This is a genomic window from Ruegeria sp. (genome assembly GCF_965243365.1).
GTDB lineage: Bacteria > Pseudomonadota > Alphaproteobacteria > Rhodobacterales > Rhodobacteraceae > Ruegeria.
In genome coordinates this window covers 711921-728157 of sequence record NZ_CBDEUW010000002.1, presented here as the reverse complement: position 1 = coordinate 728157, position 16237 = coordinate 711921, and the positions used below count along the sequence as shown (strand labels likewise).

At 58.2% G+C, this 16237-nt stretch carries 15 protein-coding genes; 10 read left to right on the top strand and 5 right to left on the bottom strand.

Features of this window, described 5'->3' with window-relative positions:
* Positions 1-103: 103 nt before the first annotated feature.
* Together ACP0GE_RS07345 and rpsD are read left to right on the top strand one after the other, a co-directional pair.
* Positions 104-604 (top strand): hypothetical protein, encoded by a 501-nt coding sequence (locus ACP0GE_RS07345; protein WP_424831331.1) that lies wholly within the window; start codon positions 104-106, stop codon positions 602-604.
* 211 nt (positions 605-815) lie between these two features.
* Positions 816-1436, top strand: coding sequence for a 30S ribosomal protein S4 (rpsD, locus tag ACP0GE_RS07340; protein ID WP_170473046.1), 621 nt, complete (start codon positions 816-818; stop codon positions 1434-1436).
* Between the two features lie 127 nt (positions 1437-1563).
* Here the strand turns inward: rpsD and ACP0GE_RS07335 are convergent, their stop codons facing one another.
* Complete coding sequence (locus ACP0GE_RS07335; protein ID WP_424831330.1) at positions 1564-2025, bottom strand: Lrp/AsnC family transcriptional regulator; 462 nt, start codon at positions 2023-2025, stop codon at positions 1564-1566.
* A 102-nt stretch (positions 2026-2127) separates the two neighbouring features.
* Between ACP0GE_RS07335 and ACP0GE_RS07330 the strand changes: the two genes are divergently transcribed.
* From ACP0GE_RS07330 to ACP0GE_RS07315, 4 genes are all read left to right on the top strand, one after another.
* Positions 2128-3543: an aminotransferase class V-fold PLP-dependent enzyme gene (locus ACP0GE_RS07330; protein ID WP_424831329.1), complete on the top strand. Its 1416-nt coding sequence runs from the start codon at positions 2128-2130 to the stop codon at positions 3541-3543.
* 64 nt (positions 3544-3607) lie between these two features.
* Complete coding sequence (hisC, locus tag ACP0GE_RS07325; RefSeq protein ID WP_424831328.1) at positions 3608-4693, top strand: histidinol-phosphate transaminase; 1086 nt, start codon at positions 3608-3610, stop codon at positions 4691-4693.
* Positions 4690-5607, top strand: a complete 918-nt coding sequence (locus ACP0GE_RS07320) for a prephenate/arogenate dehydrogenase family protein (protein WP_424831327.1) — start codon at positions 4690-4692, stop codon at positions 5605-5607. The genes hisC and ACP0GE_RS07320 overlap by 4 nt, the downstream gene beginning before the upstream one ends.
* Positions 5607-6455 (top strand): extensin family protein, encoded by an 849-nt coding sequence (locus ACP0GE_RS07315; protein ID WP_424831326.1) that lies wholly within the window; start codon positions 5607-5609, stop codon positions 6453-6455. The genes ACP0GE_RS07320 and ACP0GE_RS07315 overlap by 1 nt, the downstream gene beginning before the upstream one ends.
* On the opposite strand, the gene ACP0GE_RS07310 is transcribed toward ACP0GE_RS07315, so the two are convergent.
* A complete protein-coding gene (locus ACP0GE_RS07310; RefSeq protein WP_424831325.1) occupies positions 6452-7453 on the bottom strand; it encodes a DUF2125 domain-containing protein in 1002 nt (333 codons plus the stop codon). The two genes, ACP0GE_RS07315 and ACP0GE_RS07310, sit on opposite strands and share 4 nt — an antisense overlap.
* A gap of 67 nt (positions 7454-7520) precedes the next feature.
* Between ACP0GE_RS07310 and ACP0GE_RS07305 the strand changes: the two genes are divergently transcribed.
* The 3 genes from ACP0GE_RS07305 to ACP0GE_RS07295 all read left to right on the top strand — a co-directional run bounded on the left by ACP0GE_RS07305 (position 7521) and on the right by ACP0GE_RS07295 (position 10981).
* A complete protein-coding gene (locus ACP0GE_RS07305) occupies positions 7521-8051 on the top strand; it encodes a gamma-glutamylcyclotransferase (protein WP_424831324.1) in 531 nt (176 codons plus the stop codon).
* Positions 8052-8119: 68 nt separating this feature from the next.
* Positions 8120-9298, top strand: a complete 1179-nt coding sequence (locus tag ACP0GE_RS07300; protein ID WP_424831323.1) for a biopolymer transporter ExbB — start codon at positions 8120-8122, stop codon at positions 9296-9298.
* Positions 9299-9301: 3 nt separating this feature from the next.
* Positions 9302-10981 (top strand): peptidoglycan -binding protein, encoded by a 1680-nt coding sequence (locus ACP0GE_RS07295; RefSeq protein ID WP_424831322.1) that lies wholly within the window; start codon positions 9302-9304, stop codon positions 10979-10981.
* Positions 10982-10999: 18 nt separating this feature from the next.
* On the opposite strand, the gene ACP0GE_RS07290 is transcribed toward ACP0GE_RS07295, so the two are convergent.
* The 3 genes from ACP0GE_RS07290 to gloB all read right to left on the bottom strand — a co-directional run bounded on the left by ACP0GE_RS07290 (position 11000) and on the right by gloB (position 15313).
* Positions 11000-11890, bottom strand: a complete 891-nt coding sequence (locus ACP0GE_RS07290) for a YHYH protein (RefSeq protein ID WP_424831321.1) — start codon at positions 11888-11890, stop codon at positions 11000-11002.
* Positions 11891-12046: 156 nt separating this feature from the next.
* Positions 12047-14371 (bottom strand): ATP-dependent Clp protease ATP-binding subunit ClpA, encoded by a 2325-nt coding sequence (gene clpA / locus ACP0GE_RS07285; protein WP_424831320.1) that lies wholly within the window; start codon positions 14369-14371, stop codon positions 12047-12049.
* Positions 14372-14545: 174 nt separating this feature from the next.
* A complete protein-coding gene (gene gloB, locus ACP0GE_RS07280; RefSeq protein ID WP_424831319.1) occupies positions 14546-15313 on the bottom strand; it encodes a hydroxyacylglutathione hydrolase in 768 nt (255 codons plus the stop codon).
* 61 nt (positions 15314-15374) lie between these two features.
* Here gloB and ACP0GE_RS07275 point away from each other — a divergent pair, with 61 nt between their 5' ends.
* Positions 15375-16109 (top strand): class I SAM-dependent methyltransferase, encoded by a 735-nt coding sequence (locus ACP0GE_RS07275; RefSeq protein WP_424831318.1) that lies wholly within the window; start codon positions 15375-15377, stop codon positions 16107-16109.
* The last annotated feature ends 128 nt before the right edge of the window (positions 16110-16237 follow it).

Here is a 16237-nt window from a genome sequence, read left to right as displayed (position 1 = left end):
AACATTCTTTTGTTTGCTTCAATTCCGTCCCTTTTCTGCCGGAATCTGGATTGATACACACGAATTGTGAGCGGTCGAGGGTGTTGAAAGGTACAGGCACGAAATGAGAACCGGTGAAATCGGTCGAACGGCAATTGCATGGTCGCAAACAGAGTTGGACGGGCTGGAGGCTGCACCTCTTGCCCTCATGGCCGTTGGTGCATCGTGGGCCTGGCGCGGACGCGGAGTTGTTCTGAATCAGTCAGCAGCGATTGGCTTTGATCAGGCGGTCTGTACAAATTCCATTTCACTGCTTTCAGACAGGATTCGTGCGGCAGCAGTTGAGTACGCACCCGCATTTGGCGCGACCGTCGAGCTTTGTAACGGCGCGCAACGATTTTCGGCCCAGCTGGTCTGGGTTGACGGTGAAGAAATGCCGATCCTGATCTTTGAAAACGGATGTCCGGAGCGGGATCAGGACTATTGGGTCAGCGCGGTTTCGGATCTGACCGAAGCGGCAAATCACATACCGACTGTGGACGACACAGTAGTCGCGTTCCCGGTGTCTTATCCCTCTGTTGATGTGGAACGGTTGCCGCCCTTGATCCTGACCGCTGCAGAGTAACCTGAGCGCTTTGGCAACTTAACAAAACTCTGTAGAAATCGCTGTAACCGGGCTTTGGGCCTGTTGACTCTGCTCGTTTGGCAGATATAAGCGCGGCTTCATTGGTGTTGGTGGCCCCCGCAAGGGGATGCCTGTCATGGGGGAAACCTCAAGAGGACAACGCCCTTCATAGTGGCCCCTTGGGGCTTCGACTTTAAGAAGGAGATCAGCCGTGACCAAACGCACGTCTGCCAAGTACAAAATCGACCGCCGGATGGGCGAAAACATCTGGGGTCGTCCGAAATCCCCGGTCAACCGTCGTGAATACGGCCCCGGCCAGCACGGCCAGCGCCGCAAGGGCAAACTGTCGGACTTCGGTCTGCAGCTGCGCGCCAAGCAGAAGCTGAAAGGCTATTACGGCGACCTGACCGAGAAGCAGTTCCGTCGCATCTACGCTGAAGCCGTACGTGTGAACGGCGATACCGGTGAAAACCTGATCGGTCTGCTGGAGCGTCGTCTGGACGCTGTTGTTTACCGCGCCAAATTTGTTGCGACCGTGTTTGCCGCACGTCAGTTCGTGAACCACGGCCATGTCAAGGTGAACGGCAAGCGGGTCAACATCCCAAGCTACCGTGTCAAAGAAGGCGACGTGATCGAAGTGCGTGACAAGTCCAAGCAACTGGCTGTTGTTCTGGAAGCGGCTGCACTGGCCGAGCGTGATGTGCCCGACTACATCGACGCCGATCATTCGAAAATGACCGCGACCTTCGTTCGCGCGCCGGGCCTGAGCGATGTGCCTTACCCGGTCGTAATGGAGCCGAACCTGGTCGTCGAATTCTACGCGAAGAACTGATCTTCGCCGACAATCGAAATTCAAAGGGCCGCGCAGTTTTGCGCGGTCTTTTTAGTTGAGGGGGCTCTGCCCCCATCGCGGCAAGCCGCGATTCCCCCGGGATATTTTTGGCCAGATGAAGAATGGATTACAGCGGCAGGGGGCGCCCTTCAGCAATAGCTTCCATCGCGAAATAAGACGTGACGCTGTCCAGCTCGACCTTTTCAATCAGGCGCTGATAGACCTTGTCGTAAGAGGCCATGTCCTGCGTTACCACCTTTAACTGGTAGTCGTAGTCCCCGCCAATCCTGTGAAAATCCACGACTTCGGGGATGGTCAGAACGTGGCGGCGGAAGGCCTGCAACCACTCGGCTGAATGGTGCCGTGTTCGCAGCATGACAAAGACGACAAGGCTTAGCCCGAGTTTCTCTCGGGCGATCCTGGCTGTGGACCCAAGCAGAACACCCTTGTCATTCAGAGCTTTCAACCGGCGCCAGCAAGCATTTTGAGACAGACCCACCCGATCAGCCAGCTCGCGCTGCGACAGGGTGGCGTCCTTTTGCAGTTCTTTAAGTATGCGTGTGTCTATTTGATCTAAGTTTTCTCTCATATCATAACATATGACACAAAAAATTACGAAAAACAGCAATTATAGGTGACGTTTTCCCATCATGTATCAATCATATTGAGGGTGTACTAAGGAGCCTACGATATGACCCTGTCCACATTTCGCGCAGAAATCCAAGCTGCTGCTCACGACAATACTCTGCGTGATGGGCTGATCGGGGAGAATGTGCTGATCCCAGGTTTTCATGGGGACGTGCCGCTGGTTTACGCGGACTACGTCGCTTCGGGTCGCGCGCTGCAACAGGTTGAAGACTTTGTGGCGCAACAGGTGCTGCCGTTTTACGCAAACAGCCACACCGAGGCTTCTTATTGCGGGTCCTACATGACGCGTTTGCGTCATGACGCGAGGGCCGAGATAGCCCGCATTGTTGGTGCGAGGGGAGAAGATGCGGTGATATTCACCGGGTCGGGTGCCACTGCCGGGCTCAACCGGTTGGTCAGTCTTCTGGGAGTGGAAGAGGCTGACCGGCCGGTTGTCTTAATCGGGCCATATGAACATCATTCGAACATTCTGCCCTGGCGTGAAAGCAAGGCGCAGGTGGTCGAAATCCCCGAGGCGTCCGAGGGGGGCCTGGACCTGAATGCCTTGCAGGCTGCATTGCTGGAAGCCGCAGATGCGGATCTGGTGATCGGGTCATTCTCGGCGGCTTCGAATGTGACGGGCGTTATCACCGATCCTGACCCGGTGACCCGCATGCTGAAGTCGTATGGCGCTTTGGCGGTTTGGGATTACGCCGGTGCAGGGCCGTACCTGCCGATGGATATGGGGCCCGAGGAGGCGCGGAAGGATGCGATTGTCGTGTCGCCTCACAAATTCCCAGGTGGTCCAGGGGCGTCCGGAGTGCTGATCGTCAACAGCGCCGCAGTTCAGCGCACTTGCCCAAGCTGGCCCGGTGGCGGGACTGTCACCTTTGTCTCGCCCTGGCGGCATGATTACAGCGCTGACCTTGCGACGCGAGAGGAAGCCGGTACACCCAATGTCATTGGCGACATCCGCGCTGCGCTGGCCTTAATCGTCAAGGATGCCGTGGGGGCGGATGAGATTGCTCGACGCGAGGCATTGTATAACCAAATGGCTTTGGATGGGTGGCGTGACAATCCACATCTGACCCTGCTTGGGGTCGAAAACCCGCATCGGTTGCCGATCTTTTCTTTCCTTGTTCGGGACAAGGACGGGCAGCCGGTGCATCAGCAGCTGTTCACCCGGATGCTCAGCGACGTCTACGGCATTCAGGCCCGGGGCGGTTGTGCCTGTGCAGGTCCTTACGCACATCGGTTGTTGGGCATTGATCGTGCAACGTCCGACGGATTGCACGCCGCACTGTCGGCGGGAGAAGAGTTGAAGAAGCCCGGTTGGGTACGCCTGAACTTTTCCTATCTAATGAGCGAGAAGACGGTTCAGTTCATCATCGACAGCGTCAACGACCTGTCGCGTCGGACCGGGGAATATGCGCCATTCTACCAAGCTGATCCGGCGACGGCACGGTTCAAGGCGGCCTGAGGGAATTGTCGCTTTTCTCAACCCGTTGAGACAGGTATGAGAGGCTTCACGTAAGGAGCCTCTCATGACCAAACTCACCCCGCAGCCTGGCATTATGGACATCGCACTGTATCAGGGCGGGCAGTCTCATATTGCGGGTGTGGCGGATGTCATCAAGCTCAGCTCGAACGAAAACCCCTTTGGTCCCAGCCCCAAAGCGATTGAAGCTGTCCGCGATAGCGCGGTAACGCTGCACCGCTATCCCAGCACGGACCATGCCAGCCTGCGCGCGGCGATTGGGGAACGTCACGGGCTGGACCCTGATCGCATCATCTGTGGCGTTGGTAGTGACGAGGTGCTGCAATTCCTGGCGCATGCCTATGCTGGCCCCGGGGACGATGTGATCTACACCGAGCACGGGTTTTCGATGTATCCGATCATTGCCCGCATGGTTGGCGCAACGCCGGTGATGGTGGATGAGCGGGATCGCAAGGTGGATGTGGACGCCATCCTTGCCGGAGTGACGGACAAGACGAAGATTGTCTTTGTCACCAATCCGGGGAACCCAACCTCGACGATGATTTCGATGGAGGAACTGGCGCGTCTGGCTGGCGGGCTGCCCAAGACGTGCCTGATGGTACTGGACGGTGCCTATGCAGAGTTTGTGCCGGATTTCGACGGCGGTGCCGCGCTGGTTGATCGGTACCCAAATGTTGTCATGACACGGACATTCTCGAAGATTTACGGATTGGGCGGGATGCGTGTTGGATGGGGTTATGCCCAGAAGGACATCATAGATGTGCTGAATCGGGTACGTCAGCCATTTAACCTGTCCCTGACAGCGCTGGCTGCGGCCGAGGCGGCGGTCAGGGATGAGGAATATCTGACCTTCTGCCATTCTGAAAACGCGCGCCTGCGTGTTTGGCTGGCCGAAGAGCTGGCCAAGATCGGGGTGCCGTCGGACCCGTCCAGCACCAATTTCATTCTGGCACGCTTTGCTGACAGGGCCGAGGCCGAGGCTTGCGACGAATATCTGAAGACGCAGGGTTTGATCGTGCGTCGTGTTGCGGGTTACAACCTGCCGAACGCCTTGCGGATCACCGTGGGTGATGAGGAGGCCTGCCGCCGCGTGGTCGCGGCAATCACAGCATTCAAAGAGGGCGCAGCATGAGCCAGATTTACGACCGAGTGGCTCTGATTGGATTGGGCCTGATCGCATCGTCCATGTTCTGGGCCATCAAACGTTCGGGGCTTGCACGTGAGGTCACGGGTTATGCCCGATCTAAAGCGACCCGTGACACTGCCCGGCGCATCGGTTTGTGCGACCGGGTCTGTGATACTGCACAAGAGGCGGTCGAGGACGCGGACCTTGTTGTACTCTGCGTTCCGGTTGGTGCCATGGGAGCCGTCGCGGCCGAGATCGCACCATCGCTGAAGCCGGGGGCAACGGTGTCGGATGTGGGCTCGGTCAAGCGCCATGTGATCGGCGCTGTTGGTCCGCATATTCCCGAAGGTGTTCATTTCATTCCGGCGCACCCGCTGGCCGGGACCGAGCATTCGGGGCCGGAATCAGGGTTTGCCGAACTGTTCGACAATCGCTGGTGTTTGCTGGTGCCCGTTGAAGGTTCTGACCCTCAGGCCATCGAACGCCTGCGCGCCTTGTGGGAGGGTATGGGAGCCAACGTGGATGAGATGGATGCCGATCACCATGATCTGGTACTGGCCGTGACTTCTCATGCGCCGCACCTGATTGCTTACACGATGGTGGGTGTGGCCGACGATTTGCGGCGGGTGACGGATACAGAAGTCATCAAATACTCGGCTGCCGGGTTCCGTGATTTTACCCGGATTGCCGCGTCGGACCCGACCATGTGGCGCGACGTTTTCCTAACCAACAAGGACGCAACGCTAGAGATTTTGGGCCGGTTCACCGAAGAACTCTTTGCACTGCAACGCGCTATTCGAACCGGGGACGGAGAGCATCTGTTTGACTATTTCACCCGCACCCGAGGGATCCGGCGTGGAATTATTGATGCAGGGCAGGACACGGACGCGCCGAATTTCGGGCGCGGAAAGGCAACCTGATGCAGTTGCGGTGGGCCATTCTTCTGACTGGCTGTGCGATGGCTGTGGCCACGATGTCCCAAGCCGCTGCACCGGACAAATCCTTGATCCCAATGGCCCGACCGGCGGAGGCTTCCTTCGTACAGGCCGTCGCTGTGACGACCGCCGCAACTTCGGCGGTTGTAAGCCGGTTACGCCCCGAGCTTCGCCCGCCATCACCTCAGATTCTGGCCGCCGCTGCGCGCCCTGCTGACCTGCCCATGCTGAGCCCGGACACGTCGCTGAAACCCTTTATGCGGCCCGAAGCACTGGAGCAGGAAGTGCTGTTTGGGAAGCGCAAGCTGCGCAAGGGTTCGGTGTGCGGTGACATTGATATTCAAGGGAAAGCTGTCGGTAGGGTTCCCGGTAAGATCAAGGCTTGTGGCATCAAGGACGCGGTACAGATCACATCGGTGTCTGGCGTGACGCTTAGTCGTCCGTCGACCATGGATTGCGGTACGGCCATTGCCCTGAACAAGTGGGTCGACAAGACCGTAAAGCCGACATTCAAACGGCGCGGTCCTGTGGTCGAGCTGCAGGTGGCCGCCCACTATGCCTGCCGGACGCGCAACAACCGCAAAGGCGCCCGGATTTCGGAACATGGCAAGGGTCGCGCCATCGACATCTCTGGCTTCAAAATGGCGGATGGTGAGGTGGTGACCGTACTGAATGGCTGGCGCAAGAACCCGTCGCAAAAGCAGCTTATTAAGGTTTGGCGCGGCGCATGCGGGCCGTTTGGCACTGTTCTGGGGCCGAATTCAGACCGGTTTCATCGCGATCACTTTCACTTGGACACCGCCCGGTATCGCAGCGGGCCGTACTGCCGTTAACGCAGGATCAATCTGGGTGCCGGGCCCAAAGGCAAAGGGCCGAGTGCGACGAACCCATCCCGGAAGTTCAACTGCATGTCCAGCGCATTGGGATTGCCGCCAAGCCCTGCCATGAAGTTCAGCGCCCGTGTCACCGGATCGACGGCCTGATCGGGCAGGGCGCCTGCGGCATTGGCCATAGCAATCATGTCGCGCCAGTTTTCGGCTTTTACAGCGATCTCGCCTGTTGGAATGCCCTGATCGTCTACATCCAGTTGACCGGTTGCGAACAGGCGAAGCTCACCCCATTTGACCTCGGCCAGCTGTAGGTCGATGGCCACGGGTTGCGGCCTGCCCTGTTCCAGCGCGCTACGATCCCACGGTTTGTCAAATGTGGTGGTCACATCCAGTTCGAGCGTTTCAAACGCCTGCGGCAGTGACTTGGCCGATCGCATCAGGTCGCGCAGGTTATCACCGGGCGTAAAGCCATCAGCCCGGGCGGCAATGACATAGGTTTCGGGTGTCTCTGTCTGTTCCATGATCAGGAACAGAGTGTCCCCGGCGGCCAAAGGTTGGCCGTCATCGGTAACGGACCAGGCCCGAGAGCTCAGAGCCATCTTTTCCAACGTTAAGGCAACGCCGGGTTGCAACTGCAACTCGGCCTGAAGCGCATCGGCTAAAATAGTTGCAGTTTGATCGAAGTAAGACAGTCGCTGCGGCGTATCGGCAAAGCGCAGCACCTGCCGCCCCGGCCAGATGGCGGGGCTTTGGAACTCGATCCATTCGGCGCTCCAGGCGGTGCCATTGACCGGATCAGCCAGCGCCGGGTTGGTCAGTCGAGTGGCGTGATGTGCCGGATAACCGGCTGTTTCCACGTTGGAGAAATCGGCCTGCCAGCCCTGCTCTTGCTGCTGATCAAACCAACTGGTGATAGCGGTCCGCAAACCGTACCCGGCGATAAACCAATAGGCGCTCCAGACGATGGCCACAAAAATGAACACTCGTATCAGACGGCGCATGACAAATGGCCCTTTTTCCTGTCTTGGATTTGATGTTTATAGGCGCAAACGGGCAAGGACCAGTGCAATGACGATGTGGGTGTTCGGATATGGATCGCTGTTGTGGAATCCGGGGTTTCCGGTGGCCCGCAGCGAACGCGCGACATTGCCCAACTATGCCCGGTCCTTCTGCATGCGATCAATTCACCACCGCGGCACCGAGGATGAACCGGGCCTTGTGCTGGCGCTTGACGAACAAACAGGCGCACGCTGCACCGGGCTGGCGTTGGCCGTCGAAGAAGGCCACGAAGAACGCACGTTAGAGGAATTGCGCGAACGTGAACTGATTTCCTCGGCCTATCTTGAACGGATGCTGGACGTGCATCTGGACTGCGGACAGGTCGTGAATGCGGTGACTTACGTGATCGACCCACACCATGTGCAGTATTGCGGTGGCCTGCCGCTGGAGGAGCAGGCCCAGATCATCGCGCACGCTGTTGGCGGTCGGGGTCCCAACACCGAGTATCTGTATAACACCGCCTCACATCTGGCCGAGATCGGTCTGAAAGATCCAGATCTTGAGTGGTTGTCGCAACGGGTGCGTACAATTAGCGGATAAACCCTTGGCGTCAGCGGCAGAATTTCGATAGATTCGCCGCAAGAGCAGGCAATCCGGGAACCACGCGCATGGCGCAGGCACAGCAGGGCGCGAGACCACATTTCTCGCAACCGATCCGTCAGATCTTGATGATGCTGATTGCAATAGGGTTGTCGGGTCTGGGCGTTTTTCTGGCATTGCCTTACGTCATGCCGGTCTTTCAGGCGAACCTGTATCTGAACGGTTTCATCCTGCTGGTTTTCATCATCGGCGTTCTGGCCTGTTTCTTTCAGGTAACGCAGCTGATCGGTTCGGTTCGCTGGATCGAAGCATTTGTTGGTGGTGTGGAACGCGACGATACCCGCCCACCGCAATTGCTGGCGCCGTTGGCGTCGCTGCTACGGGCAAGGGGCGCACGGTCGCATATCAGCTCAAGCTCCAGCCGTTCGATTCTGGATTCGGTGGCCGAGCGGGTTGAAGAAGAGCGTGAGATCACGCGATATATCACCAACGTTTTGATTTACCTCGGCCTTCTGGGCACCTTCTTTGGTCTGGCTACGACCGTACCAGCGATCGTCGACACCATTCGCAGCCTCAATCCGCAGGAAGGTGAGGAAGGTCTGGCTGTGTTCAACCGCCTGATGACCGGGCTTGAAGCACAGTTACAGGGTATGGGCGTGGCCTTTGGTTCCTCGCTGCTCGGTCTGGCCGGATCGCTGATCGTGGGTCTGTTGGAACTCTTTGCCGGGCACGGGCAAAACAGGTTCTACCGAGAGCTTGAGGAATGGCTGTCCAGCATCACCCGCGTCGGCTTTGCAAGTGCCGAGGAGGGAGGCGCGGAATTGGCGGTGTTGACGCCCGTTCTCGACACAATGGCCGAACAGATGGACGCGCTGCAAGACATGTTCTCGGCGCAGGAGCAGGACCGTGCAGACGTGTCCGCCAAGCTGGGTCAGCTGGTCGATGCGATCAGTGACATGAACCAACGTCAAGCGCAGACCGAAGGTGTCACGGCGGCGCTTGAACGGGTTGCGCTGGGTCAGGATGCCCTGCTGGATCACATGCGCGACCATGGTGCGGGCGAGGGGATCGACGCCGAAAGCCGGATGCGGTTGCGCTCGATGGATGTGCAGTTGCTGCGCATCCTTGAAGAGATCTCTGCCGGCCGGCAGGACAGCATGAATGAGTTACGCAAGGATTTCGAACTGCTGGTCAAGGCTCTGACCCTGCCGCGGGGGGCGGTACGGACGCCTCCGGAAGGAGAGTAACGGATGGCTCTGTCCCGCCGTACTGGTCAACGGTTCCAGGGCTCGGTCTGGCCCGGTTTTGTGGACGCGATGACCGGTCTGTTGATGGTGCTGACCTTCGTGCTGACCATCTTCATGGTGGTTCAGTTCGTTCTGCGTGAAACCATTTCGGGGCAGGAAGACGAATTGACCGCCCTGTCGGATGAGATTGCAGCGCTTGCTGGCGCATTGGGGCTGGAGGAACGGGAAAACAGCCGCCTTCAGGCGCGATTGGGGGCGTTAAACACAACTCTGACCACGGTCGAAGACGAACTTGCGCAGGCTCAGACCCGCATCACGGATTTTGAGGCGCAGGTCGCCGCCTTGCTGGCCGATCAGCAGCAAGCACAGGTTGATATTGCCACGTTGGAAAGTCAGCGAGAGGAGTTGCTGACCGAACAAGAAGCGCTGAATCTCGCTCTGGCTCAAAGCCGGCAAGAGATTGATGCCCAAGCCGAAGCAGCCCGCTTGGCCGCTGCACGGCGCGAGGCGCTTGAAGCTCTGGTGGCTGATCTGGAGTCCAGTGATGCGGCGCAGTCCGCGCAGATCGCCGATCTTGAACAACAATTGTCGGATGAAGAGGCCGCCCGGCTGGCCGAAGCAGCGGCCGCCGAAGCTTTGCGAACCCGGCTTGAGAATGCTGATGCAGAACTGACGGCCATGACCCTCGCGCTTGAGGCGCAGCGGAAAGAGGCGGAAGAGACGTTGACCTTGTTGGCCGCAGCGCAGGCAGCACGGGCGGAGTTGGAGCGGCAGTTCGGGGAGCTGAACCCTGAAGAACTGAAGGCCCAGCTGCAAGCGGCGCTGGACGCGCAAATCGCGGCACAGGCCGAGGCCGAAACGCAGCGATCGCTGGCCGAAGAACGCGCCGCACTTTTGGCGGTTGCGCGCGACACACTTGCCTCGGAACAGGAAATCTCGACCGAAGCGCAGCGCCAGACGGCCTTGCTGAACCAGCAGATGTCGGCCTTACGAAGCCAGTTGGGGTCGTTGCAGGCTCTGTTGGATGATTATGAAGAACGAAACGAAGCGGCCGAAATTCAGATTCAGACTTTGGGCCAGGACCTGAACGCCGCTCTGGCGCGCGCTGCGTCAGAAGAGCGCCGCCGCCGTCTACTGGAAGAAGCTGAACGTATTCGTCTTGAGGCCGAAGCCGAAGCTCTGGCTGGTCAAAATCAGGAACTGACCGCCCAGGCCGAAGATCTGCAACGCTACCGATCCGAGTTCTTCGGTCGCCTGCGGGACGTTCTGGGCGATCAGGAAGGTGTGCGGATAGAAGGAGATCGGTTCGTATTTTCCTCTGAGGTGCTGTTTGACACCGGTTCGGCAGTGCTGTCCGATGAAGGCCAGCAAGAGGTCGCGAAGGTTGCCAGTATTTTGCGCAGCGTGGCTGTGGAAATTCCCGAAGGTCTGAACTGGGTCATCCGGGTTGACGGGCATACGGACAATGTACCCTTGGCAGGCTCCGGTCGATATCGTGACAACTGGGAGCTTAGCCAGGGCCGCGCGTTGTCTGTGGTTCGGTATATGGTGGACGCGCTTGGCATCCCGCCTAACCGCTTGGCAGCCAATGGGTTTGGTGAGTTCCAGCCCGTCAACCCCGCCGATACGCCCGAAGCACGGGCGCAGAACCGGAGGATCGAGTTGAAGCTGACCGAGCGTTGATTTTCAATCGCAGTTTCTTCAACGCCGCCCGAACCGAAAGCTCTGATCAGGAGAACCGATGAAGCAGCGCGGGACTACAGGGTATTCTTCAGTCAGGAAGTAAGCATAGGTTCCTTCCGGGTATTCTTCCGATACCGTAAAGGCGCCATTGCATTGATCCAAATTGCCCTGGCCGGGCACATAGGCATAATCCTCGTTGAATGTGCCGTCATACAGCCCGTCAGGTGACGCTCCGCCGGGTCGGTTGCCGGGTTTCAACCGATAGGAAGAGGTCATTTCTGTCACTTCGCCATTAACCGCCCCGGTCATGGCATAAATTGGAAACCCGTCCGCCGCATAGCCGATCAGCGGTGAGTGCCGCTTTGCGGACCAGTCGAGCATCTCGATCAGCCCTGTCGGTACGCCGTGATAGTGATATTTTCCGTTCGGTTGAACATGTGCGTGGTTCGCATCCAAGCCCAGAGAAATTGCACCGCTCAAGGCGTTGTAAGACCACCCGGATTGCGGATCTCCGTGCCAATACTCTGCCGCCAGCGGGTCAAAAACCACCCCGTTCAGCGACACGCCAAAATTCCATCCCAACTGCAACGGCGTTATCGCTCCTGTGCTCGTTGGGTTCGCAGGCACGCTCAATCGGATTTTTTGCGCTGAGACAGAATGCGGATTGCCGCGGTTTGGAAACTGTCCGACAAGATGATCAGGAATTCCGTTGCCGGAAATTTTAACTTTCGCCCCGGTCTCTTTTATCTTTGATCGGTTGGTGCCCGGATCGACTGTTGCCGGCACCAGATTCAGAGGTTTCGCCCTAGTTTCATCGTGATACCGAAACCTGTGCTGCGCCGAAGCGATTGCCGCAACGGCGGTTATGGCAAAGGTCAGGCTCCAGAGAATAGCGGTTTTGTTGTTCACCCCAAGCTCCTGTGTATTTGAGTTATTGAGGGTAAACGTGCGGGTTTCAGTTTTCCGTCGGGCCTGCTTCAGATTTCGAAGATCGCTGTTGGTCGGAATGCCAACAAAAAGCGCCCGGCTGATCTATCCGCCGGGCGCTTTTTGTCTCAAATCGGATCAATCCGCAGTCAAAAGCGGTGGTTTGTCCCCGGGGATGCGTCGTTGATCGGGGCCGATGATCTCCAGGTCCAAATCGCCCTTCTTGACCGAGACACGGACCACGCCACCTTTCGCCAGCTTGCCGAACAGCAGTTCCTCGGCCAGCGGTTTCTTGATGTGCTCCTGAATGACACGGCCCAGCGGGCGTGCGCCCATCTTGTCGTCGTAGCCCTTGTCGGCCAGCCATTCGGCGGCTTTGGGCGTCAGGTCGATGGTCACACCGCGATCCAGCAGTTGCGCCTCAAGCTGTAGGACGAATTTCTCGACCACCTGCAGGATGACCTCTTTCGGGAGTGGTGCAAAGGAAATCACGGCATCCAGACGGTTACGGAATTCCGGCGTGAACATGCGTTCAATCGCGGCGGTATCCTCACCTTCGCGGCGATCACGGGCAAAGCCGATGGCGGCCTTGGCCTGTTCCTGTGCGCCTGCGTTCGAGGTCATGATCAGGACCACGTTGCGGAAGTTCACTGTGCGACCGTTGTGATCGGTCAGTTCGCCATGGTCCATCACCTGCAAGAGGATGTTGAACACGTCCGGATGTGCTTTCTCGATCTCATCCAGAAGCAGCACACAATGCGGATGCTGGTCGACGCCATCGGTCAGCAAACCACCCTGATCGAACCCGACATAACCCGGAGGCGCGCCGATCAGACGGGACACCGCGTGCTTCTCCATGTACTCCGACATGTCAAAGCGCAGCAATTCCACGCCCAGCGTATCAGCCAGTTGTTTCGCGACTTCGGTCTTACCCACGCCGGTTGGGCCGGCAAACAGATAGTTGCCGATTGGTTTCTCGGGTTCGCGCAGACCTGCACGGGCCAATTTGATCGCGCTGGACAGAGCCTCAATCGCTACGTCCTGACCAAACACCACTCGCTTGAGCGAGGTTTCGAGGTCTTTCAGAACTTCGGCATCATCCTTGGTGACATTCTTGGGCGGGATACGCGCGATCTTGGCAACAACTGCTTCAATCTCTTTCACGCCGATGGTTTTGCGGCGCTTGCTTTCCGCGACCAGATGCTGTGCCGCACCGGCCTCATCAATCACGTCGATGGCCTTGTCTGGCAGTTTGCGGTCATTGATATAACGCGCCGACAATTCCACAGCAGTCTTGATCGCGTCGGCTGTGTATTTGATGTCGTGATGTTCTTCGAAATAGGGTTTCAGGCCGCGCAGGATTTTCACGCTGTCTTCAACCGAAGGCTCGTTCACGTCGATTTTCTGGAACCGGCGGCTCAGCGCGCGGTCTTTTTCGAAATGCTGGCGGAATTCCTTGTAAGTGGTTGAGCCCATGGTGCGCAGTTTGCCGCCTTGCAACGCAGGCTTCAGCAGGTTCGACGCGTCCATCGCGCCGCCCGAGGTCGCCCCGGCACCGATGACGGTATGGATTTCGTCAATGAACAGCACTGCGTCAGGGTGTTCCTCCAACTCGGTCACGACCGCTTTCAGCCGCTCCTCGAAATCACCGCGATAGCGGGTTCCCGCCAGCAGAGCGCCCATGTCCAGCGAATAGATTGTTGTCTCGGACAGCACGTCCGGTGCTTCTCCGGCAACGATCTTGTGTGCCAGACCTTCGGCAATGGCGGTTTTGCCAACACCGGGGTCGCCCACCAGCAGCGGGTTGTTCTTGCGGCGACGGCAGAGCACCTGGATGCAGCGTTCAACCTCATCCCCGCGTCCGATCAGCGGATCGACATCGCCAGCACGAGATTTGGCGTTCAGATCGACACAGTATTTGCCAAGCGCGCTTTCCTTCTGCTCACCTTCGCCAGCCGCAGGTTGTGCTTCATCTTCAACCTGATCGGCACCCGAAACCGGGCGGTTCTCGCCATAGGCCGGGTCCTTCGCCACACCATGAGCGATGAAGTTCACCGCGTCATAGCGGGTCATGTCCTGTTCTTGCAGGAAATAGGCGGCATTGCTTTCGCGTTCGGCAAAGATGGCGACCAGCACATTGGCCCCGGTCACCTCGGTCCGGCCCGAGCTCTGGACGTGAATTGCCGCGCGCTGAATAACACGCTGGAATGCTGCTGTCGGTACCGCTTCGGATCCGTCGATATCTGTCACCAGATTTGACAGATCCTCGTCGATGAATTCGACCAGAGTGCTGCGCAGTTCGTCCAGATCGACGCTACAGGCTTTCATGACGCGGATCGCGTCGGGTTCTTCCAGCAGCGCCAGTAGCAGATGCTCAAGCGTTGCGAATTCATGTCGCCGTTCATTCGCAGCCGCCAGGGCCGCGTGGATGGCTTGTTCTAATGTGCTCGAGAATGAAGGCACGCGGGTGCTCCTCTGTCTTGGGTCAGAAGGGGGCGGGCTGTCGGCCGGATCCCCATCCCAACCATGTCCTCATACTATTAGAGTTTGGTTGATCGTGGCGCGGCTTCAAGGGTTTTCTTTCACTTGACAGTCACATTTAACGTGACCGTTGCCGTGAAGAGGGCGAAATAGGCATTAGAAGCGGTCTTTTCTAGCCCGTATTTCTGCAAAAACCGCTGCAGGATCGGCATCAATCATACCCAAATGGGCCTGAATCGCCGGATCGGCTGCACGTAGAAACGGATTTGTGGCCTTTTCCACTGCCAGAGTCGACGGAACGGTTGGTTTCCCTGCGGCGCGCGCATCGTCGATTTCGATGATGCGCTGCTGCAACGCAGAGTTATCCGGATCCACCGTGATGGCGAATTTGGCATTGGATTGTGTATACTCGTGACCTGAATACACGATTGTTTCGTCAGGAAGGGCCGCAAGCTTGCTGAGCGACGCCCACATCTGCGGGGCAGTGCCCTCAAACAATCTGCCACATCCCAAGGCCATAAGGCTGTCTGCGGTGAATACCGCTGCGCTTTCAGGCATATAAAATGCGATATGGCCAATTGTATGGCCTGACACATCCAGCACCTGTACCGGTTCGCCGCCGATTTCGAAAACATCCCCTTCACCGACCTGCTGATCCAGCGCCGGCAGGCGGTATGCGTCCGCCGCGGCACCGATGACCTTGGCCGGGTGGCTTTCAAGAATGCCAGGCAGACCGTCCACATGGTCCCAGTGGTGGTGCGTCAACAACACATGAGACAAGGTCCAGCCTCGCGCGTTCAACTCGGACAGGATGGGGCCAGGTTCCGGTGCGTCAATCAGCGCGGTTTCTCCACTGGCGGCGTCATGGGCCAAAAAGGCATAATTGTCGCTGAGGCAGGGAATGGTGACGATTTCAAGAGGCATGGCCTTTTGCCTTTTCGTTGCTAGACTGCGCCCAGCTAAACCGATTGGTCGGGTGTCCGCAATGCATCTTGATGTGCAGGATCTGAGGAATTTCTACTATCGCAGCACGCTGGGCCGTGCGGCGCAGGCGGCGATCCGTGGTCGGCTGGTTGATCTTTGGCCCGAGGCCAAAGGACAGACGGTTGTTGGCTTCGGCTTTGCGGTTCCTTTGCTTCGCCCCTATCTGGCGGATGCCCGGCGTGTGATCGGCCTGATGCCCGGCCCTCAGGGGGTCATGCCGTGGCCTCCGAGTATGCCTAACGTCTCGGTTCTGACGGAAGAGACCCGCTGGCCGATTGAGACGGGCCATGTGGATAAGTTGGTGGTGATGCATGGGCTGGAAACCTCCAGCCGCCCGAGTCAATTGCTGGATGAATGCTGGCGTGTGTTGGGACCTGGGGGAAGGGCGCTGTTTGTTGTGCCCAATCGCGCAGGGCTATGGTCGCGAACGGACCGGACCCCTTTTGGCTTCGGGCGCCCATATTCGGCTTCGCAGTTGGAAAGCCAACTCAAAGCGCACCATTTCATCCCGGAGAACCACTGTTCCGCCCTATATCTGCCTCCGTCTTTCCGCCGATTCTGGCTGAAATCCGGCAACCTGATCGAAAAAACCGGGCAGCGTCTGCCGACCGTAATGGCTGGCGGAGTTCTGATGGTCGAGGCCACAAAGCATATCCGCCCTCCCAGCGGCAGCGTCACCAAGGACACGCAGCGCCGCCCGATCAAGGCGCTCGATGGATTGCTGAAGCCAGCTTAGGGAACGGTTGCGTTTTGAGACGTCGAAAACGGCAAAAAATGCAGGAAATAGGTCACAGGAATCGCAAAAACCTGCACTTTGGTAACATTTTTCACCTCCGCCAATCGGACAAAAGGGTCGCACCTGGC

Excerpts from the sequence above, each read along its gene's own strand:
- ACP0GE_RS07345 (WP_424831331.1), top strand. The coding sequence starts at position 104 with ATGAGAACCGGTGAAATCGGTCGAACGGCAATTGCATGGTCGCAAACA.
- ACP0GE_RS07335 (WP_424831330.1), bottom strand. The coding sequence starts at position 2,025 with ATGAGAGAAAACTTAGATCAAATAGACACACGCATACTTAAAGAACTG.
- ACP0GE_RS07330 (WP_424831329.1), top strand. The coding sequence starts at position 2,128 with ATGACCCTGTCCACATTTCGCGCAGAAATCCAAGCTGCTGCTCACGAC.
- hisC (WP_424831328.1), top strand. The coding sequence starts at position 3,608 with ATGACCAAACTCACCCCGCAGCCTGGCATTATGGACATCGCACTGTAT.
- ACP0GE_RS07320 (WP_424831327.1), top strand. The coding sequence starts at position 4,690 with ATGAGCCAGATTTACGACCGAGTGGCTCTGATTGGATTGGGCCTGATC.
- ACP0GE_RS07315 (WP_424831326.1), top strand. The coding sequence starts at position 5,607 with ATGCAGTTGCGGTGGGCCATTCTTCTGACTGGCTGTGCGATGGCTGTG.
- ACP0GE_RS07310 (WP_424831325.1), bottom strand. The coding sequence starts at position 7,453 with ATGCGCCGTCTGATACGAGTGTTCATTTTTGTGGCCATCGTCTGGAGC.
- ACP0GE_RS07305 (WP_424831324.1), top strand. The coding sequence starts at position 7,521 with ATGACGATGTGGGTGTTCGGATATGGATCGCTGTTGTGGAATCCGGGG.
- ACP0GE_RS07300 (WP_424831323.1), top strand. The coding sequence starts at position 8,120 with ATGGCGCAGGCACAGCAGGGCGCGAGACCACATTTCTCGCAACCGATC.
- ACP0GE_RS07295 (WP_424831322.1), top strand. The coding sequence starts at position 9,302 with ATGGCTCTGTCCCGCCGTACTGGTCAACGGTTCCAGGGCTCGGTCTGG.
- gloB (WP_424831319.1), bottom strand. The coding sequence starts at position 15,313 with ATGCCTCTTGAAATCGTCACCATTCCCTGCCTCAGCGACAATTATGCC.
- ACP0GE_RS07275 (WP_424831318.1), top strand. The coding sequence starts at position 15,375 with ATGCATCTTGATGTGCAGGATCTGAGGAATTTCTACTATCGCAGCACG.